This is a genomic window from Microcystis sp. LE19-10.1B, from assembly GCF_027530565.1.
Lineage (GTDB): Bacteria > Cyanobacteriota > Cyanobacteriia > Cyanobacteriales > Microcystaceae > Microcystis > Microcystis aeruginosa.
In genome coordinates this window covers 1-19,421 of sequence record NZ_JAPZQM010000407.1, presented here as the reverse complement: position 1 = coordinate 19,421, position 19,421 = coordinate 1, and the positions used below count along the sequence as shown (strand labels likewise).

16 protein-coding genes and 1 riboswitch are annotated in these 19,421 nt (G+C 43.0%); of the genes, 5 read left to right on the top strand and 11 right to left on the bottom strand.

The features are described from left to right. Positions 1-460 precede the first annotated feature (460 nt). Positions 461-2,149 (bottom strand): serine protease, encoded by a 1,689-nt coding sequence (locus O9332_RS14870; protein WP_002756621.1) that lies wholly within the window; start codon positions 2,147-2,149, stop codon positions 461-463. A 163-nt stretch (positions 2,150-2,312) separates the two neighbouring features. Next, complete coding sequence (gene queA, locus O9332_RS14865; protein WP_002756623.1) at positions 2,313-3,410, bottom strand: tRNA preQ1(34) S-adenosylmethionine ribosyltransferase-isomerase QueA; 1,098 nt, start codon at positions 3,408-3,410, stop codon at positions 2,313-2,315. A 160-nt stretch (positions 3,411-3,570) separates the two neighbouring features. Here queA and O9332_RS14860 point away from each other — a divergent pair, with 160 nt between their 5' ends. Continuing rightward, positions 3,571-3,960 carry a hypothetical protein gene (locus O9332_RS14860; protein ID WP_002733765.1) on the top strand — a complete coding sequence of 130 codons (390 nt, stop codon included), beginning with the start codon at positions 3,571-3,573 and terminating at the stop codon, positions 3,958-3,960. Positions 3,961-3,963: 3 nt separating this feature from the next. On the opposite strand, the gene O9332_RS14855 is transcribed toward O9332_RS14860, so the two are convergent. Both O9332_RS14855 and O9332_RS14850 read right to left on the bottom strand, forming a co-directional pair. Beyond that, complete coding sequence (locus O9332_RS14855) at positions 3,964-5,016, bottom strand: LOG family protein (RefSeq protein ID WP_288026195.1); 1,053 nt, start codon at positions 5,014-5,016, stop codon at positions 3,964-3,966. Positions 5,017-5,262: 246 nt separating this feature from the next. Beyond that, the gene (locus O9332_RS14850; RefSeq protein WP_002756634.1) at positions 5,263-6,450 is read right to left on the bottom strand and encodes a tetratricopeptide repeat protein; all 1,188 of its coding nucleotides are present in this window, start codon (positions 6,448-6,450) and stop codon (positions 5,263-5,265) included. A gap of 37 nt (positions 6,451-6,487) precedes the next feature. On the opposite strand from O9332_RS14850, the gene O9332_RS14845 reads away from it, so the two are divergent. Continuing rightward, on the top strand, positions 6,488-7,663 hold the full coding sequence (locus O9332_RS14845) for an esterase-like activity of phytase family protein (RefSeq protein WP_002756636.1): 1,176 nt from the start codon (positions 6,488-6,490) through the stop codon (positions 7,661-7,663). Between the two features lie 111 nt (positions 7,664-7,774). On the opposite strand, the gene O9332_RS14840 is transcribed toward O9332_RS14845, so the two are convergent. From O9332_RS14840 to O9332_RS14830, 3 genes are all read right to left on the bottom strand, one after another. After that, the gene (locus O9332_RS14840; protein WP_002751943.1) at positions 7,775-8,326 is read right to left on the bottom strand and encodes a LabA-like NYN domain-containing protein; all 552 of its coding nucleotides are present in this window, start codon (positions 8,324-8,326) and stop codon (positions 7,775-7,777) included. 381 nt (positions 8,327-8,707) lie between these two features. Beyond that, positions 8,708-9,532 (bottom strand): sulfurtransferase, encoded by an 825-nt coding sequence (locus O9332_RS14835; protein ID WP_288026192.1) that lies wholly within the window; start codon positions 9,530-9,532, stop codon positions 8,708-8,710. Then, on the bottom strand, positions 9,501-9,944 hold the full coding sequence (locus O9332_RS14830) for an ATP-binding protein (RefSeq protein ID WP_002756640.1): 444 nt from the start codon (positions 9,942-9,944) through the stop codon (positions 9,501-9,503). Before O9332_RS14830 ends, O9332_RS14835 begins: the two co-directional genes overlap by 32 nt. Positions 9,945-10,116: 172 nt before the next feature. Here O9332_RS14830 and O9332_RS14825 point away from each other — a divergent pair, with 172 nt between their 5' ends. After that, on the top strand, positions 10,117-11,253 hold the full coding sequence (locus O9332_RS14825) for a PP2C family protein-serine/threonine phosphatase (RefSeq protein WP_288026190.1): 1,137 nt from the start codon (positions 10,117-10,119) through the stop codon (positions 11,251-11,253). Here O9332_RS14825 and O9332_RS14820 read toward each other — a convergent pair whose 3' ends face one another. Further along, complete coding sequence (locus O9332_RS14820) at positions 11,254-11,577, bottom strand: STAS domain-containing protein (RefSeq protein WP_002756645.1); 324 nt, start codon at positions 11,575-11,577, stop codon at positions 11,254-11,256. It lies immediately after the preceding gene. A gap of 145 nt (positions 11,578-11,722) precedes the next feature. Between O9332_RS14820 and crtO the strand changes: the two genes are divergently transcribed. Beyond that, positions 11,723-13,369, top strand: coding sequence for a beta-carotene ketolase CrtO (gene crtO / locus O9332_RS14815; RefSeq protein WP_002756646.1), 1,647 nt, complete (start codon positions 11,723-11,725; stop codon positions 13,367-13,369). A 122-nt stretch (positions 13,370-13,491) separates the two neighbouring features. Here the strand turns inward: crtO and O9332_RS14810 are convergent, their stop codons facing one another. The 3 genes from O9332_RS14810 to O9332_RS14800 form a co-directional block, all read right to left on the bottom strand. Then, positions 13,492-15,507, bottom strand: coding sequence for an ABC transporter ATP-binding protein (locus tag O9332_RS14810; RefSeq protein WP_002756648.1), 2,016 nt, complete (start codon positions 15,505-15,507; stop codon positions 13,492-13,494). A gap of 54 nt (positions 15,508-15,561) precedes the next feature. Continuing rightward, positions 15,562-16,734 carry a glycosyltransferase gene (locus tag O9332_RS14805; protein ID WP_002756650.1) on the bottom strand — a complete coding sequence of 391 codons (1,173 nt, stop codon included), beginning with the start codon at positions 16,732-16,734 and terminating at the stop codon, positions 15,562-15,564. A 106-nt stretch (positions 16,735-16,840) separates the two neighbouring features. Beyond that, positions 16,841-18,178 (bottom strand): ArsB/NhaD family transporter, encoded by a 1,338-nt coding sequence (locus O9332_RS14800; protein WP_002756651.1) that lies wholly within the window; start codon positions 18,176-18,178, stop codon positions 16,841-16,843. A 229-nt stretch (positions 18,179-18,407) separates the two neighbouring features. Continuing rightward, positions 18,408-18,538: riboswitch (cyclic di-AMP (ydaO/yuaA leader) on the bottom strand. Between the two features lie 189 nt (positions 18,539-18,727). On the opposite strand from O9332_RS14800, the gene O9332_RS14795 reads away from it, so the two are divergent. Continuing rightward, entirely contained in the window at positions 18,728-19,306 is a 579-nt protein-coding gene (locus O9332_RS14795; RefSeq protein WP_002733879.1) for a DUF3172 domain-containing protein, read from the top strand. Positions 19,307-19,421: the final 115 nt, after the last annotated feature.

Below are 19,421 nucleotides of genomic sequence, written 5' to 3'. Positions count from 1 at the left end.
AGCTCAGCATCCCTATAAAACTCAAATCTTGGACTTCCATTCCTGCAAAACCCAATGGGCAACTCGTTCACTCTATTTTGAGGGACAGAAGCGAAATCAATTCTGTATCCTACACTACCGTTTGAATTTGGAATTGCTGCTTAACAAGGGAACCGTCAAACTAGGAGCCGTGTGAGGTGAAAGTCTCATGCACGGTTCTGAATGGGAGGGGAGGTCGGTGACGATTTTCTCGACCCCTAATAGTATGATTGACGAATTTGCCTTATTTCAGCTTCTATTTTCAAGTCAGGAGATAGGAGTCAGGAGATAGGAGATAGGAGATAGGAGATAGGAGACTTTTTTATTTATTCTCCCCACACCCCACACCCCACACCCCACACCCTACACCCTACACCCTACACCCCACACCCCGCTTCCCCACCTCCCCACACCCCACTTCCCCACTTCCCCACTTCCCAATTCATAATTCCCACTCCCTTAACCTTTCTCGCACCCTGTCAATGGGAATTGCGAAACCGCAGCCCAATTTAACGGCATTTTCTAGGGGTTTAGGAGTGGAGGGATCATCACAAAATAAACTCGCTTGGGAAATCACTCCCACCACTTGATTTTTATCGTTTAAAACTGGACTTCCCGACTGTCCAGAAACGACAAACATGGACAAACTTAAGGATTTTTGGTTATTATCATTAACAGTGCCTTTGCTGACAGTCCAATCTTTTTGATTAAAAGGATTACCGATCGAGATTACTGGTTGATTAGCGGCAATTGGTAGGGGCGCTAAAGCTAAAGGTTTTAAATCTGGGGGGGGATTTTTTACCTCTAATACTGCTAAATCGAGCCAGTCGTTAGGGGGGGTAGTGTGGAGAATTTTAGCTTTTGAACGCTTGGGAATTTTTCCCTGGGGTGGTTGGCTATAATACTCGACAAAAATGCGCGCCCCTGCATCGATTTCTTGACGGTAATTCGTAACCACATGGCGGTTAGTCACGATCCAAGCTGTATCTTGATCTCGTTTTAATAACCAACCAGTGCCGATACCATTGTTATTTTTGCCACGAATGACAATTTTAACAATTGAGCGTTTTAAATTCACCAGAGGATCACTCTTAACACTGGGAATTATCTCTGGCATTTTTAATAATTCGGGATTGTCGTGAATCAATCGCCCCCGTTGAATTTCCTCTAAAATAAATCTAACTTCTGATAAATTGGGATCAATTTCTACGGCCTGCCGACACCAATTTAGACCCTCATCGATCTGACCGTTGTTGATATAGATATAACAGAGATTTTCGTAAATATTAGCATTCTTGGGACTAATTTGGCGCGCCTGTTGAAAAACTGCCATGGCTTCCCCTAGTTTTCCCTGTTCCGCTAAAGCTTTACCTAAATAATTATAAATATCCCCATCTTTAGGGGCGTAAATTAAAGCCTGTCGATATATTTGCTCTGCTTCCTCCCATTTTCCCTGTTTTGCTAGGGTTTCTCCTAATTTTTTGTAGGTTTCACCCTGATTAGGTATCAATTCTAGAGCTTGCTGATAGGCATAACTGGCCTCTGGCCAGAGTTGCTGTTCACTGTAGGCCTTTCCCAGATAAAAATAGGCTTTTCCCTGAGTAGGATCGAGAAAAACCGCTGCTTGCAGAGCTTTCGCCGCCTCATCCCAACGTTGTGAACTATAGAGGGCTTTTCCTAGCTGAAATTGCGCTTTAAAAGTTGGTTTAATGATAATTGCTTTTTGGTAAGCATCGATCGCCTCTGACCATTTTTCCTCCTGCGCGAAGATATCCCCCAAAGCCACTAAATAATTACTTTGGGAGGGTTCCATCGGTGGTTTATTATTAACGATAAAGCCACGATTATATGCTTGTAAGGCTTCAGAATAGCGTTTTTGACTTTGCAAGACCTGAGCGATTTTTATATGGGCTTGGACTGAATTTTCGTGAAAAGATAAAACTGTTCGGTAAGCAGACAGAGCCGATTCCTTCTCCCCCGCGGCCAAAAGTCGATCGCCTTGCCAGAGATAGGCCAAGGCAATAAGATAAAAAATAGCAAAGGGAGCGGCGACGATGAACGCAATAATTAAAAATATTTGCAGGGGTTTGCTAGAATAGCGGCGACCAATTTTAATATCTTTTCTTTTCATTTCTTGGTTAGGATAGACAACAGGCTAGAGGTGGTTCGATAATCGACCTAGACCAATTTAGATGCGCGGGCCGCTTACACATATTTTTCCCCTTTCCTGTTGCCCTTTCCGCAGTTCTGCTCCTCCTTCTTTCTAGGGTGTGGATGTAATTTTGCCCAACTACTTACCGATTACTGCTGCAAGCGCTGGGTAGGATTAACATAGCGTCACCGAAGGAATAGAAACGGAAACGTTCTTGGATAGCTGCTTGATACAATGCCAGTAGTCTTTCCCGTCCGACTAAGGCACTGACTAACATCATCAAACTGGACTTGGGTAGGTGAAAATTAGTGATCATGCCGTCGATAACCCGCCATTGATAACCCGGATAGACAAATAAATTGGTTTTTCCCTGAAAAGCGGTTAATTTATCGCTCTTAGTTTCTTTAATTGCCCCTTCCAAGGCGCGAGCTACCGTGGTTCCTACGGCGATAACCCGGCCACCTCTAGCCTTTGTTTGGGCGATTTTTTCGGCAGTTTCGGCGGAAATCTGCAAAAATTCTTGGTGCATTAGGTGTTCTGTAATATTTTCCACTTCCACGGGACGAAAGGTTCCCACTCCCACATGAAGGGTGATATAGGCGGTATCTATACCCTTCTGGGCGAGCTTATGGAATAATTCGGGAGTAAAATGTAATCCGGCCGTGGGAGCGGCCACAGAACCCTGTTTATAACCGTAAACTGTTTGATAACGGTCTTCTTCCGCCTCTGATTCGGTGACGTAGGGGGGGAATGGAATATGACCGTACTCCTCCAACATATCCCAAAAACTGCGTCCGGGATGACGTTGAAATTCTAGCAGACGACCACTGGTGTTTAGATCTCGATCGATTACTTTCGCTAACCATAATTTTGCTTGGTCTTCCGTTCGCCCTGTTTTCGGATAAAAAAGGACTCCTGAACCGACTTTAAAGCGTTTTCCAGGTTTCACTAGGGATAACCAACGATAGTTATCTTGTTCTTCCAATAGTAATATTTCTATGGGTGCGCCGGTGGTTTTACGTCCAAATAAACGGGCCGGAATCACGCGGGTATCGTTGAGAACCAACAAATCCCCCGGCTCTAACCAAGTGGGTAAATCCCGAAAAATAGCCAAATTATGACTATTAGGAGAATCTAACACCAAAAGACGGGAACTGTCTCGGGGGTCTGCGGGATTTTGGGCAATTAACTCCGGAGGAAGGTGATAATCGTAGCTGGAGAGTGATTGGTCAGGGATCATCGTCGTTATCATCATAAAGATCTTCGCAAAAGTTGGGTAATTCTACCCAGGCGAACTTCACTAAATCGGGGATTTCTCCCCTTGATATCTGGAACGGTTTATCGTCAGACTAGAGATATAACACTAATCGTGACTATTAGCCAACATCCCAGCGGCCACTATGGACTATCTCTATTTTCTTGCTAACGCTAGTCTAACGCTACGAGTCACCGAATACCTGCGATCGATGACTCATCTACCCTCCTCCGTCATGACGGTTATCCATCAGATTAACGGTTGGGTGGTCAAGGTCAAGTTTAATCAAATGCTTACTCCTTGCCAACACGGGGATTTTCGCGCCTACATGAATGAGTTAGGGATTCCCTATCAACCGGAAATGCGTCTCCAGATGGTTTTTTGGAGTTTGGAAACGGGACAATCTCCTATTGATGTCATGCGTCGTTACCAAGTGGCGATCGTGTCCCATGGTACCCCGGATCAGCAAGATATAGAGGCTTTTCGGCAACAATTTACTAAGGGTTTAGGATACTGTCCGGAAACTCTAGCCTAGGGTTTATTTTCTTTCGGGATGCTCTTCGAGGGTCACTACAGGACTTAAATCGTTGATGTGATCAATTAACTGATACAAGCGTCCGTAACTCTTGCCGTTAAAGTAAAAAACTAGACGAGGTAAATGGTGGCTGGAATCCCGATTCTCTCGTTCTAGAATTTGACTAGGTTCGATTTTACCCTTAACTACGATATCGCCGAAGTTTTGGTTAATTTGTTCGATCTGTTCCCCGCTTAGTTCGTGATTAAGACGAATAACAAAGGATTCTCCCACAAAACGGCTGGAGTGATACACCCGATAGAAGTGGCGAATTGTTTGACAAGCGTAGTCTAGATCGTTGGTAATAGTATAAAAATTCCGATCTTCGGCGGATATCAGTCCTCTTTTTTGCAGATTTTCACTAATTTGTTCTTGCCAAGTTTGCCAGTAATCCCCATCAGGCTCATCAATTAATACTAGGGGTGCAGGTCCGTATTTACCGGTTTGACAGAGGGTAAGGGTTTCAAAGGCCTCATCTTGGGTGCCGAAACCACCGGGGAATAAAGCTACTGCGTCACTTTCCCGCAGAAAAAATAGTTTTCTGGTAAAGAAATATTTAAAATCGATTAATTTGGCATCATTTATGATATGGGGATTAGCCCCCTGTTCAAAGGGTAGCTGAATATTTAATCCGAAGGAATTTTCCCGTCCAGCACCTTCATTCCCTGCTTGCATGATGCCACCCCCAGCGCCGGTTAACACCATAAAACCGTATTGACTGATACGACGTGCGAACTCTACTGCGAGACGGTATTCACTGCTGTCGGGTTTGATGCGTGCCGAGCCAAAAATGGTAAGTTTACGAATGTGACGGTAGGGGTAAAATACCTGAAATCCCTTTTCTAGATCTTCGATCGCATAGGTTAAAATTTTCCAATCGAGGCGATCGATTTCCTCCCTGGCAATTCTGACTATTGCTTCCAGAGATCTTTGAATCCATTTACTATCTTTTAAGTGGGGCAAATGTTGCAGCAATTTCAGCAAGTCTTCGGTTAATTCAGAATAGGAATTTTCCATTGGTGGGTTGGGTTTTGGGTTTTAGGGTGTTGGGGTGTTGGGGTTTTAGGGTGTTGGGGAAGATATTTCTTAGTCCCCATTTCCCCATTTAAGTAGGGAGGCACAATTATTTGTAGGATGGGTTAGCGGTAGCGTAACCCATGCGGGCGTTGGGTTTCATGCTTCAACCCAACCTACGTTCATCTTATATTTAATTCCACCCACCTACTTATATGTCCATTAGTTAACTATTCAAAGACTTAAAGATCACTGTTCAGGATTATTTATTGCTTGATTAACTTGGGTGATTTGGGTTTGAAAATATTGTTCACGATAACGGATAGCTTGGGCTAATTCCGCACCTTTTTGGAAAGCGAGTAAAGCTTGGGGATAATTTTTTCTCTCTAGATAAATTTGACCGATTTGATCGTAGGTATTCATTAAACCGTAGTAATTATAACCCAATTCATGGACTTTAATTAATTCTTGATAGATTTGTAAAGCATAATCCACCTGTTGATAACTTTTATAGAGTTCGGCCAACTTATTTAAAGCTTCTCCTGCGGTGCCGTACTGTTGTAAAGCAAAAGCGAGAGAATAGGCTTCTTGAAAGTTTTGGCTGGCTTTATTTGCATCTTTTAAAGCTTGGTAATCTAAACCAATTTGAATTTTTAGAGCGGGGATTAACTGTATTTGCTGATTTCTGATTTGGGTTTCAGCTATTTCTTCTTTAATTTTTACGGCGTTAGCTGGTTGCAGAGATTCTCGATAAATTTCTGCTAGTCTTTGCAAATAAATTCCTTGAGTCAAAGAATTATTCTGCACCTTAGAAATAGTTAATAATTCCTCATAGACTGGAGCTGCTTTTTGATAATCAAAACGGGATAAATGAATTTGACCAAGTTTATTTAAAGTTGCTTCTACTGCCAGATTATCACCAGATTGTCTGGCATTAGCTAGGATTTTATCATAGATAATTATCGCCTCATTAAAAGCTCGTACCTGTTCATAGGATGTACCTAGTAATGCTAATAATTCCCCGTCCATTGTCTGGTTAGTTTCCGCAGTTTTTTGCAGAGCTTTTAAACGAGCAGTAATTAATTTAACATCCTCGGTTCGATCTCGATTCCAAGCTGCTAAACCCACTTTTCCCAAAGATTTTACTTCTTCTTTTGCTCCTAAATAACGATTTAATTTAATCACTTCATACCAGATAGGAAAAGCTTCCTCATTTAATCCCGCATCGTATTTAGCTTGAGCTTCAGCATCGCGTTGATCGATGTATAATAACAGTTGACGACGCTCCAAGGGAGTTAAAGGGCGATCGATTGCGGGTAATAAAGGACTTTTTAGGGGAGTTTCGAGGGGATTGGGTGCAGGGGTTTCTGTTTGTGCTAGGAGAGGAAGGGAAGTAGCGATCAAACAGAGCCATAAACTGAGAGAAAAACGTAGCATAATAGATTGATAGGAGCGTAGTAGAGGATGATATTTTGTGATCGATCGATTCTATAAGAGACTGACTGCCGAAAATTTGCGTTTCCCAATTTTGGGTTTAATTGCTAGTTTGATTGTAACCTTTAGTCTGGGGGCCTGTGGTGTCTCCCCGCAAGTTTTAGCAGAACAACGAATGTTTCTACCCCTCTCGGTCGAGTTTTTGGGAGAATATCAATTGCCACAAGCGGATTATCAAGGGACAAGGGTGGGGGGATTATCGGCAATTACATACGATCGTGCCAATAACCGCTTTTATCTCCTCAGTGATGATCGTTCTCAGAAAGCTCCGGCCCGCTTTTATCGGGCTAGTTTGCAGATAAATGGTGAAAAAATCGAAAAAGTGAATTTAGAGGCAGTCACGTTGCTAAAAGATGGCAAGGGAGAAACGTTTAAAAAGGGATCGATCGACCCGGAAGGTATCGCTTTTTCGCCCCGACAAACTTTGTTTATTTCCAGTGAAGGTGCGGTTAAACAGGGAATTGCTCCTTTTATTGCTGAATTTGATTTGCAGGGACAATTAAAGGAGTCTTTGTTAATTCCTAATCGCTTTTTACCAGATGATACCAATCAAAAAGGAATACAGGATAATTTAGGGTTTGAATCCTTAACTTTAGGGATTACCAGCACTCTCAAAGACGATCCTTTTCGTTTGTTTACTGCCACAGAAAGCGCGTTAATTCAAGATAGTCCCACGGGAAAAAGAGCAGAAAATCTCAGAGTGCGACTTCTTCATTATGTTATTGATCCGATTGGTGCGCCTGTGTTAGTATCAGAACAATTGTATGTGTTAGATGAGCCACCCAGTGGTGCGAGATACTACGGTTTAACGGAATTATTAGCTTTAGAAAAAGAGGGTTATTTTCTCAGTTTAGAGCGAACTTTTGGTTTAGAAGGTTTTGGAGCGAAACTATTTCAGGTAGTTAATGGGAGTGCCACCGATACCTCGAAAATTGCTCGGATACCGGGAGAATTAGAAGCTTTACAGGTGCAACCCTTGCGGAAAAAATTATTACTAGATTTAGGGACTTTAGGGATTGATTTAGATAATTTGGAAGGAATGACCCTCGGTCCAAGATTAGCTGATGGCAGTCGCTCTTTGATTTTAGTCAGTGATGATAATTTTAATCCGAATCAGGTCAATCAGTTTTTACTATTTCGACTCAAGGAAAAATAAACAAGAGATGGTTAACTGCCTCACCTATCCCCTTCTGGGAGAAGGATTGGGGTGAGGACTACCAATAAAGAAAAATGGGATAAATAGCCGGTTTAAAGACAAAACGGCCGGTTAATAATCACTTTTTTCGATATCTTTGCGAATATCATTCAGGTCAATATAGCGATCGGTGGCGTTGCGTAATTCCCTAGCGATCATCCCTTCCGTAGAAACTACGGTAATATGAGTATTTTTAGAGCGCAATAGTTCGATCGCTCGTTCAAAATCGCCATCACCGCTAAATAAAATCACTCGATCGTATTGATCGACGGTATTAAACATATCGACGACAATTTCGATATCTAAATTAGCTTTCTGGGAAAACCGACCGGAACTATCATCATAATATTCTTTCAAAATTTTTGTTCTCACCGTATAACCCAAACTAATTAAAGCATCGCGAAAACCTCTTTGATCTTGGGAATCTTTTAAACCCGTGTACCAAAAGGCATTAATTAACATAATATTCGGGTCGTTGGTGAAGTAATTTAACACCTTACGCGGGTCAAAAAACCAACCATTTTTTTGTTGAGCATAAAACATATTATTGCCATCCACAAAAATCGAAAGGCGATCTTTCGGACGGGTGCCACCATTACAATGACAAAGACCGGCTTCTGTCATACAAAATACATACCTAATTTTTTATACAGTTTAACTATAAAATTACTTTTTAGTAATTTTACGGGGGAAAACGACTATTCTTTGGGGAATAGCGGTGATTTGAGAGCAAAAAGATAGCAACTAAAATAAAAATTAGCTTTTTTGTCTAAGTAGGGAGACACAATTATTTGTAGGATGGGTTAGCGGTAGCGTAACCCATGCGGGCGTTGGGTTTCATGCTTCAACCCAACCTACGTTTATCTTATATTTAATTCCACCCACCCACTTAGGAGACAAACTAGATAATAGTTTGGGAATAATTAAAAGTGATAATAGAGGGATTGTACAGTAATCAGGTCATTTTGATAATCTTTCTCGATAGATGGGTATCAATAGGGCGGGTTAGATCAGGTAGGAACACCAATCACTCCAACCTCCAGAATATAGCTTAACATTCTCGTATCCGGCTAGGGTAAGGGAAAGGATATTAACACAGGCTGTCACTCCTGAACCACAGTAGAGGATAATTTCTCGATCGCCTTGCCGCTCTTGCCAACGTTGTGTTTGCAGGTCCTGGGGTTGAGAAAAACCCTGACTATCGGTGACTTCCAACCAGGGATAATTAAGCGCCCCCTCGATGTGACCGGCGATCGGATCGATCGGTTCCCTTTCACCCCGATAGCGATCGCTTTCCCTGGCATCAATTAACACCACTCCCCCTTGCTCTTTTTGCCTTTTTACCTGCTCGATTGTGACTACCCAATCCTGTTGAACTTGGGGGAGAAAAGCGCCGGTTTTCGGCACAGGTATCTGATTAGAGACGGGATAACCGGCATTTAACCAATTTTGCCAACCACCATCGAGAATGCTGACTCGTTCATGGCCCAGATAACGTAATAACCACCAGAGACGACTGGCAAAGGCAAAACGGGAGGAATCGTAGGCGATGACATGGGTTTGACCAGAAATCACCCCTAAAGAGCTTAATTTAGCGGCTATCGTCTGCGGATTCGGTAAAGGATGACGGCCGCCATGACGGGCAACGGGAGCCGATAAATCGCGATCGAGGTGTAAATAGAAGGCATTTTCAATATGATTGGCTAAATACTCTTGATAACCGAGATCGGGATCGTTTAACTGAAAACGACAGTCAATAACCATCAGATCGGGGCGATCGAGATTAGTCACTAACCAACTAGGAGAAACTAGGGGTGCGATCGGATTCATGGCGGGAAAATTGTTTAATAATTAACAGACAGTTGCGCTGATCTTCGCTGCGAGTATAACTGAGTTGATCGGCGATTTTTTGGAGGATCGGCAGTCCTTGCCCATGACCAGAGAAACTATAGTCATGATAGGCGTTTTTCTCGATAAAGTCCTCTAAATCGAAGGCGGAACCCCGATCCCAGATGCGAATTTCCATCTGGGATCGGGTAATCTCGATCTCGATCTCGATCGGGATTTCGGGAGGTAGGTGTCGGTGAGCGTGACGGACTGCATTGGTAAAACCTTCGGCAAGAGCAAGCTGACACTGGAGCCAGTCTTTTTGGGGAATGCCCGCTGGTTCAAGTTGCTCAAAATATTTTAAAACGGTATCTAAGGACTTGAGATCGCTATCTACCTGAAAAGAAATCTTCACCCCCGGCTTACCTCTCCAATGCCTTACGCTAGAAGTTATACCATTTTTCCCAAACTATGACTGATGTGTTAGCTCGATTCTGGATTTAATCCCTGGTTGAGGGACAAGCAAAGTCATCTGTCAGGGAGTCGGGGGTAGGCAGTAAGATTGAGATAGTCGAGTTACAAAAAAGATGGTACGAATTCTAGTAATTGATGATGATGGAGTAATTCAAACGTTTCTGATCCGTGCTTTGCAGAAGGAATACGAGGTTTTTGTTGCCAGTGATGGGGAAGAAGGATTAAAGCAAGCGGGGCAACTAAAACCAGCGATGATTATTTGTGATTGGATGATGCCGGGGATCGATGGGTTGGAAGTTTGCCGGCAAATTAAGCTCAATCCCCAACTGTCAACGACTTTTTTTATCCTCTTAACTTCTTTGGGATCGGTGGAGGATCGGGTCAAGGGATTGGATGCGGGGGCAGATGATTTTTTGTGTAAACCGATCGAGATTAATGAGTTAAGAGCGCGCGTGCGGGCGGGAATTCGTTTGCATCAATTAAGTCATGATCTGCAAGCGCAAAAACAATTACTAGAAATGGAGTTAGCGGAGGCGGCGGAATATGTGCGATCGCTGTTACCAGAACCTTTTATTTCTCCCAAACTTGCTATCGATTTTCGCTTCCTTCCTTCTCGTCAATTGGGGGGCGATGGTTTTGATTATTATTGGTTAGATAATGACCATTTGGTGTTATATCTTTTAGATGTGGCAGGCCATGGTTTGCGAGCGGCTTTACCTTCCCTTTCGGTGATTAATTTACTCCGTTCCCGTGGTTTAACTCAGGTGAATTACTATCAACCTAATCAGGTTTTACATGGGTTAAATCAAGTTTATCAAATCAGTCCTAAGAATGATAAATATTTTACTATCTGGTACGGAATTTATGATCAGAAACAACAACAGTTAACCTATGCCAGTGCCGGTCATCCCCCGGCAGTTCTCCTGACTCAAAAACCTTTTGGACAGATGATTGAAACCAGACTGAAAGCCCCCGGTTTTCCCATCGGAATGTTTCCGGAAGCAGAATATATCAATCAGGTTCAATCCCTGAATTTCTCCAGTAGCCTTTATCTTTTTAGCGATGGAATTTACGAGATCGATTGTGCTGATGGTAGGATGTGGGGACTAGAAAACTTTATTCAATCTTTACGAAATTATCACTGTAATTCTGCTAAAAATCTTGATAATTTTATTGAAAAAATTCAAGCTTTACAATTTGATGGTAATTTTAGGGATGATCTTTCGATCATGCAGGTGGATTTTCGTTAATTAACTTCCGAGGATTTTTTGTTCTAATTCTTCTCGGTTATTAAAAATTTCAAAAACTCGATCCATATCGGTCAATTCAAACAACATTTTTATCTGCTCATTAATCGAGCAGATCAATAGTTTACCCCCCGCAGAACGCACGGTTTTCAAGGATAAAACCAGCGCCCCTAAACCAGAGCTATCCATAAAGGTGACATCCTGGAAATCAACGATAATCACCTCTGAACCTCCCTGCACTGCTTCGGCAATTTCTTGGCGAAATTGGCTGGCTTGGTTGCCATCTAAAATACCCGATGGCTGCATAACTTTAATCGCAGAACTCATAAAAAAAAGGAAAAATTAAAGGTTTTCTAGCTTCTTACTAATAACTGCTCGCTGAAATCTGCTGACAGCAGCGAATCTTTAACTATTTTTAACATATTAGGGTCAAGAAAAGCGCAAAATTAAAAATAGGAATTTTTGAAACTGCATGGAAAGTTACGATGTCATCCTCATCGGTGCGGGGCATAATGGTTTAGTTTGTGCCGCCTATCTCCTCAAAGCCGGTTATCGCGTCCTGCTTCTGGAACAGCGTAGCGTACCAGGAGGAGCGGCAACCACAGAAGCGGTTATCCCAGATCTAGCCCCCGATTTTAAGTTTAATCTCTGTGCGATCGATCACGAATTTATTTTTTTGGGGCCGGTAATTGAGGAATTGGAGCTAAAACGCCACGGATTAGAGTATTTATTCTTCGATCCTACCGTTTTCTGTCCCCATCCCTCCGGCCAATATTTTCTTTCCTATCGCTCTCTGGAAAAAACTCACGCCGCAATTGCCCAGTTTTCTCGGCGAGATGCCGATCGCTACCTTCAGTTTATCGACTATTGGGCACAGTTGCTGAATGCGATCGGTCCTTGGTTTAACGCTCCGCCTCAAGATTTGCTCAGAATTGCCCGCAATTATAACTCTAGTGCCTTAGCTAGTGTCTGGAAAGCGATCGGCTCGAAAAAGAAACTGCTCGACTTCATCCGCACGATGATTACTTCCCCCGAAGATGTCCTCAATGAGTGGTTTGAGAGCGAATTTGTCAAAGCACCCCTGGCTCGTCTAGCGGCAGAAATTGGCGCTCCTCCCTCCCAAAAAGGCATTACCTCCGGGATGATGATGATGGCGATGCGTCACTCCCCCGGGGTGGCTCGCCCTCGTGGTGGTACAGGCGCACTAACAGAGGCTCTGGTGAAATGTGTTGTTAGTCTCGGTGGGGTGATTTTAACCGAGCAGAAGGTTAAACAGATTCTAATTGAGGAAGGAGAAGCGATCGGGGTTAGGGTGGACTCTGGACAGGAATATCTGGCAAAAGCGGGTGTTATCTCTAATATTGACGCTAGACGAGTTTTTTTACAGTTAGTCGCCTCCGCCGATGTGGATGCCGCCGATCCGGAATTGCGAGAAAGGGTAGAACGGCGAATTGTCAATAACAATGAAACAATTCTTAAAATTGATTGCGCCCTCGCCGAAGCACCAAGGTTCGAGGCTTATGATCACAAAGAGGAGTATTTACAGGGAACGATTCTCATCGCCGATTCCGTGCGTCACGTTGAACAGGCCCACGCTTTAACGATTTTGGGGCAGATTCCCGACGAAAATCCCTCGATGTACCTAGATGTACCCACTATTCTCGATCCCTCCATGGCTCCCCAAGGTAAGCATACCCTCTGGATCGAATTTTTTGCCCCCTATCAGATTGCCGGGGCCGAGGGAACAGGATTAAACGGCACGGGATGGACGGAAGAATTAAAAAATCGCGTGGCCGATCGAGTTCTTGATAAACTGGCCGATTATGCCCCAAATCTCAAATCCGCCATTATTGCCCGTCGGGTGGAAAGTCCGGCCGAATTAGCTAATCGTTTGGGTTCCTATAAAGGTAATTACTATCATCTTGATATGACCTTAGATCAGATGATTTTCCTGCGTCCTTTGCCGGAAATAGCTAACTACAAAACCCCAATTAAAAACCTTTATTTAACTGGGGCAGGAACTCACCCCGGCGGCTCAATTTCGGGAATGCCGGGGCGCAATTGCGCCCAGGTTTTCCTGCGGGATCGAAGCACTTTTCTGCAAAGATTATTCAACTAATACTAAATCCGTTGAGTATAGGCTACATATTAGGACAGGCACTCATGCAAAAGGGAGAATAAATAATCAGTTTTTAATAACCGGATTTACTATGACAACAATTTTTGATTTTTGCAGGAGAGCTATCGAGTCGAGGAATACTCGTAGTCTTCGATAATATGGAGAAGTCGCATGGCTGAACTACAGGATTCTTCTAAAATTTCCTGTTTCTCCTGAGAATCTTCGATTAAATCTTCAGATACTAGACGCAGAGAACCTAAAAGACTATTAAGACTGCTTCTCGCTTCGTAGGATAAATAAGCTTTTCTTTTTTGCTCATCTTCCCTATTCTTAGAGTCAGCCCCTTTGCTATCACTGAATTGCAGAGCGTGTAAACGGGCATAATGACCACCTTGAGCTAATAATTCCTCATGATTGCCGATTTCTGCCACTTTTCCCTTGTCCAGCACCACAATTTGATAGGCTTTTTGAACTGTGGAAAGACGGTGAGCGATCACAAGAGTAGTCCGCTCGCGACAGAGTTCATCGATCGCTTCCTGTACTAAACGCTCAGAAATTGTATCCAAAGCACTGGTGGCTTCATCGAGAATGAGAATATCTGGATCTCTGAGTAAGGCACGAGCGATCGCTAATCTTTGTTTTTGTCCCCCCGAAAGTCTCACTCCCCGATCGCCAATTTCCGTATCCAGTCCTTCCGGCAGTTTGGAGATAAACTCGTAGGCATTCGCCCTTTTTGTCGCTGCTAAAATTTCTGCATCACTAACATCGCTTAATCCGTAGGCAATATTAAAACGGAGAGAATTATTAAAGAGAAAAGTGTCTTGACTGACTATTCCCATGGCTTTTCTCAGAGATTTGATCTCATAATCCCGTAAATCGTGACCGTCAAAAAGAATCCTCCCGGCTGTAGGATCATAAAAGCGTGGTAATAAATCAGCAATTGTCGATTTTCCCGCCCCCGAAGCACCAACAAGAGCGATCATTTTTCCTTTTGGAATCCAAAGATCGATGCCCTTGAGAACTAATTCTTGATGACCAGGATAGGAAAATTGGACGTTATCAAAATGAATACCTGTCTCTAATCTTTGATAGGGAATAGAGCCATTGCTCATAAATGGTTTATTCTCTCGAATGAGAAAGTCCGCTACCACCTCTACTGCGGAAACATCACCCAATAGACTACTCCTAGCACTGTTAATTTGACTAACTATCGGCAGGGCCCGGAAAAGTACATAGAGATAGGTTAATAAAATCGTCGCTAAAGCTTGGATTTGTTCATTAAAAAGATAACGACCAGCAATGATAATTAAAGCAATAATAATTACCCCACCGATCTCATTGAGCGGAGCGATTACAGCATTATTAATCTGGGCATCTAAACCCGCTTTCTCCCGGGCTTCGATATCTTCCACGATAGATTCTAATTCGTATCTCTCATTGCCTACCGCTTTAATTAGGCGAATTCCCGTTAACAGTTCCAACAGTTTATTAGTTTGCTGTTTAGCCGTTACGGTGATAATCTCTCCAAACTTTTTCGATCTCTTGACAAAGTATTGATTAAGCAGACCTAAAAAGCCACCCAAAACACTTGAAAGAATAGTTAATTGCCAAGAAATTGATAATAAAATAACTAAGTACATGAAAGCTGTAGCGATAATCTTAATCAGGTTTATGTAATTTCTAATTGATGCTACAGCCCGATTAATCTCCGACATGAAACGATTAAAAATATCTCCTATTTTACTTTTTACATAATAATCTATATCCACTTCTAGCAGCAGAATAACTGAATCAATTCGCATATCTTTTGCCATAATTAAAGACAAGTAAGTGCCTAGCAAATTACTGACAAAATTGGTAATGTGCTTGAGAATTAAAATTCCTAATATCGCCGCAAACATCCAGAAAAAACGAGTATCGACCGAGAAAACCTCGAAAACGGAGAGCAGCTTTTTGATAATTTGGGGGGCATTTTTTAAGATATCATTTTCGGGATTAATAAAAGAAATTAGCAAAGGGATAACTAAAATAGCTCCTACCCCATTAAATACGGTACTGACAAAGCCGATAACAATGCTGGAAACCACTAATACCCAGTGTTTCAGCGTATATTTAAGGAGAATTTGCTTAGGATTCATCGCTATAAGTAAGAAAGTAAATAGTCAACGGTCAATTATCCTACTCGCTACAATCTAATATTTCCCTTCCAGAGAAGTAATTATGCCAGAGAGAGTTGTCGCCATGGCGGTGGTACTATAGGAGGCGATACAGCGCTCTCTCGCTTTTAGTCCTCGTGCATTAGCCGAGTCGAGATGATTAAAAACTTCTCTAATTATGACAGCTAGTTGCTCTGGCGATCGAGGTTCGACTAAATAGCCAATATCAGCTAAAATTTCGGGAATATCTGCCACTTTAGTGGAAATAATCGGTTTAGCCATCGCCATACCATCGGTGAGTTTAATCGGAAATTGGGCGTTAGCCGTAGCTTCATCCCTCTGGGGAACGATAATAGCATGGGCAGCGGCAATAACTTCCGGCATTCGCTCGAGCGGTTGAGCAGGTAAATGAATTAACCAAGGTTGACCTTTTTCTAGCAAACTATCCAGATAACCATCCCCGATTTGGCGACCTCCCACCACCACCAATTTAAAATCAGGATCACCAATTTGATCTAAAGCGATTAAGACATCTTCTAAACCTTTGTGAGGTCTAGCTGTACCCGGGAACATTAAGACTTTATACGCGGATAAACCGTATTTTTGACGACAAGCGACAGGATCATAGAGATTGGGATCGAAAAGTTGCGTATCCTTGCCATTCGGTAAATAAATCCCCCCATAACGCTTTTGCAAAAATTGATTATTAACCGTCACCGCATCAGCGCGGTTAATTAAATTTTCCATCCAACGCAGATAAAGAGGGTGATTCGGATCCCTAAGCGCACCATTTTTTTTGAGGATATCCCTAGCTAATTGTCGAGGATAAGGACGATAGGACCATCGATCGCCACCAAACCAACTCATTTCCCAATCGTCAATATCAAGAATTAGGGGACGTGGGGAAAAAAAACGTTTCAGTAAACCGATGCCGAAACTGGTGGGACGGGGTTTAACCGCGTAGATAATCTCTCCGGAGAGGCGATCGAGTAAAGTCTTGATCTGGCCAAAAAACTGGGGATAATTATTGCCTTTGACCGATACCACCGCTATATTCCCTGGTGGGGTGGGATAGATTTCCTGGCCAAAAATCGGACCATAAACCGTCACCTGACAGTTTAGCTGTTGCAAGACTTGAGCAATCAAATAGACTCTTGTGCCACCACCACCGGATAAATCTGGTGCTAAAACAGAGATTTTTTTGTTCATGATCGCCGCTCAATCCAGATTATCTAGCACGATAGGAGAATGTTAATCGATGTTAACGTTCTTGTCAATCTTAAACGGACTTAACATTAATACCCCCAGAGATAGACTAGACAAAGAAAACTAACATATACATAGCCGAGACGACTAACTGAGTAAACATCACCGGTAAACCGTAGCGCAGAAAGGTATGAAAACTAATTTTGCCCCCGTGTTGTTCGGCGATGCCGGCGGCGACAATATTAGAAGAAGCTCCCACTAAAGTACCATTACCTCCTAGGGTGGCTCCATACATCATCGCATAGAAAAGCGGTAAAACGGACGGGGGAAAAGAACCGGCATAATCGGGAGAAAGAACCTCCGTCCCGACTAAATTAACATTAACCAGGTACTGTTTCAGTAGTGGAACCATGGCCACCACTAGGGGAATATTCGGAACTACACTGGAAATAAAACCGACAAAAAACAGCAAGACTAGAGAACCTAAAAAGATATTTTTGCCTAAAATTATCGCCAGAAATCCCGATAAACTATTAACTACCCCAGTTTTTTCTAAGCCGCCAATTAGGACAAAAATTGACATAAAAAATAATAGGGTACTCCAGTCCACATCTCGGAGAATATTATGCACCGTATCTATCTTCGATTGCTGGGCTAAAAGTAGGGCTAAAGCTGCCCCCATCAAAGCAACAGCCGCCGGAGCAAGGGGTACGGGAAAAGATTCACCGACGACGAATAAAAATAAGACTAAAAAGACGATAATTCCCCCCAGAGCTAGGACGCGCGGATGATTAATTTGCGGATGGGGTAAGTCTTCTAAATGCTCGAATTTTGTCCGCCAGATTTTGGGGAATAACCAAGGTAACATAAGCAGAATGGTAATTACTGCCAGCGCACCACCTAAACTCAAACGCTGTAGGTATTCCATGAAGGTTATATTAATAGAATCACCGACGATATAAGTAGCGGGATCACCAACAATCGTTAATAACCCGGAACTGTTGGCCACGAAAACCATCAGGATTAAGAGCGGCACAAAATCCACACCTATATCCTGTGCCAATGGGGGAATTAAAGGTGCTAACAACATCACCGTGGTGGCGTTGGGCAATACCGCACAGATCGGGGTAGTAATGGCAACAATTCCTATTAGTAATAATTTGCCCTGTCCCTTGGCTAAAAGCACCATTTGTGCTGCTAAATAATCAAAAATTTTCGTTGGTTCAAAGGCTCTCACTAACACCATCACCCCAAAAAATAGGGCGAGAGTGCCATAACTGCGACTGATATAACCCACCGCCTCCTGGAGAGTCATGATATGGGTAAAAACTAAGATTAAAGCCCCCAGTAAAGCCGCTACGGTAATATGAAGCCACTCGAACATAATAACCACAATGACTGCAACAAAAGTCATCGCAGCAATCCACATTGGTAAAGATTCCAGCATTTTTGATCCTGTTTTTACTTTCGGTTTCTCGATAGGACTAAAAGTTTGCCCGAATGTACAGCAAACTCATAGAAAATATGGTTATCTACGGAAAATCTTAAAATTGTTGCGATCGGTAAGCTGACATGAGAATCTCCATAAACAATGTCTCCTGTAAGTTATGACTATCAAGTAGTACCAGCGACATAACTGAACCGATCAAGACATTACTAGGAATGTAGTGATGTTTCAGTCTTCCCCCCCACGCCGACGAAGTTAGCTGACGGGCTAGGATAGAGAGATATCCTTTTCTAGGCTAAAAAATCTAGAAATACGCCCCCAAATATGGTTCCTCCGCTCCGAATTTGTCTAGCTAATATCTAGCATAGAAACTTGGATTAGGCTGACTTACTCTGTTTAGTGATCCACCATAGCATACTAACCCCAAAAAAAACGATATAGCCCTATACCAGACCTATCCTGTCGGTTATCCCCCGGGTTGCTAGGATAGAACAATGATAAGCTAATAGCTAACGACTGACCGCCATAGCAGCCAAATCAGCAATTTCTATGAATAGAAGACCTCGTTATACTCCTCCCCGATCGCGCGATCGTGATTATGACCGCTCCTATGGCGATGACTCCCGCGCTTCGTCCCCTGGAGGCCTATTGGCAAAATTAAACTATGCCATGATTGCCCTGATTGGTGGTATTTTTGTACTAGGAGTGGGTCTCGGTCTGGTATTCAGTTCTACCGCTAATTTTAGCCCCGAAAACGTCGCTTCCCGAGAAGTAATCGATCGCAGCGCCCCCAATGCGGAATTATGCGTGCAATTTGGGGCCAGTGCCATTGTCACCGATTTGCGGGTTTATGTCACTCTTAACCCCTTTAACGTTTTTGTCACCCAACCAGTCATGCAACCCGGTTGCGTTTTGCGACGCAATAACTGGTCAATTTTAGAACAACAAAAATTAGTCGATGGACAGCAGGTACAAAGTTGTAAAAACCGGATGAATACCTTTGGTTATACCGGCCCCTTGGAAGGCAAACCGAAAATCGATTGTATCTTCCAAAATGAAGCCGGGGGTAATCTTTTTGTTAATCCCGCCGGTGCTGTTGGCCCCAGACCAGATACAGATAAATTCTAAACCGGAAAAGATCGTTCTCCTGACTGCTGACTTGAAAGAGGGTGTGGGGTGTGGGGTGTGGGGTGTAGGGAAGGAAACCTCTTTCCTCTGTGGGGGTGAAAATTTTTTCATCGGG

What these genes read in the sequence shown, in the direction of transcription:
- O9332_RS14860 (WP_002733765.1), top strand. Translation starts at nt 3,571, where the DNA reads ATGGACTATCTCTATTTTCTTGCTAACGCTAGTCTAACGCTACGAGTC.
- O9332_RS14855 (WP_288026195.1), bottom strand. Translation starts at nt 5,016, where the DNA reads ATGGAAAATTCCTATTCTGAATTAACCGAAGACTTGCTGAAATTGCTG.
- O9332_RS14850 (WP_002756634.1), bottom strand. Translation starts at nt 6,450, where the DNA reads ATGCTACGTTTTTCTCTCAGTTTATGGCTCTGTTTGATCGCTACTTCC.
- O9332_RS14805 (WP_002756650.1), bottom strand. Translation starts at nt 16,734, where the DNA reads ATGAACAAAAAAATCTCTGTTTTAGCACCAGATTTATCCGGTGGTGGT.
- O9332_RS14825 (WP_288026190.1), top strand. Translation starts at nt 10,117, where the DNA reads ATGGTACGAATTCTAGTAATTGATGATGATGGAGTAATTCAAACGTTT.
- O9332_RS14795 (WP_002733879.1), top strand. Translation starts at nt 18,728, where the DNA reads ATGAATAGAAGACCTCGTTATACTCCTCCCCGATCGCGCGATCGTGAT.
- O9332_RS14835 (WP_288026192.1), bottom strand. Translation starts at nt 9,532, where the DNA reads ATGAATCCGATCGCACCCCTAGTTTCTCCTAGTTGGTTAGTGACTAAT.
- crtO (WP_002756646.1), top strand. Translation starts at nt 11,723, where the DNA reads ATGGAAAGTTACGATGTCATCCTCATCGGTGCGGGGCATAATGGTTTA.
- queA (WP_002756623.1), bottom strand. Translation starts at nt 3,410, where the DNA reads ATGATCCCTGACCAATCACTCTCCAGCTACGATTATCACCTTCCTCCG.
- O9332_RS14840 (WP_002751943.1), bottom strand. Translation starts at nt 8,326, where the DNA reads ATGACAGAAGCCGGTCTTTGTCATTGTAATGGTGGCACCCGTCCGAAA.
- O9332_RS14800 (WP_002756651.1), bottom strand. Translation starts at nt 18,178, where the DNA reads ATGCTGGAATCTTTACCAATGTGGATTGCTGCGATGACTTTTGTTGCA.
- O9332_RS14810 (WP_002756648.1), bottom strand. Translation starts at nt 15,507, where the DNA reads ATGAATCCTAAGCAAATTCTCCTTAAATATACGCTGAAACACTGGGTA.
- O9332_RS14870 (WP_002756621.1), bottom strand. Translation starts at nt 2,149, where the DNA reads ATGAAAAGAAAAGATATTAAAATTGGTCGCCGCTATTCTAGCAAACCC.
- O9332_RS14820 (WP_002756645.1), bottom strand. Translation starts at nt 11,577, where the DNA reads ATGAGTTCTGCGATTAAAGTTATGCAGCCATCGGGTATTTTAGATGGC.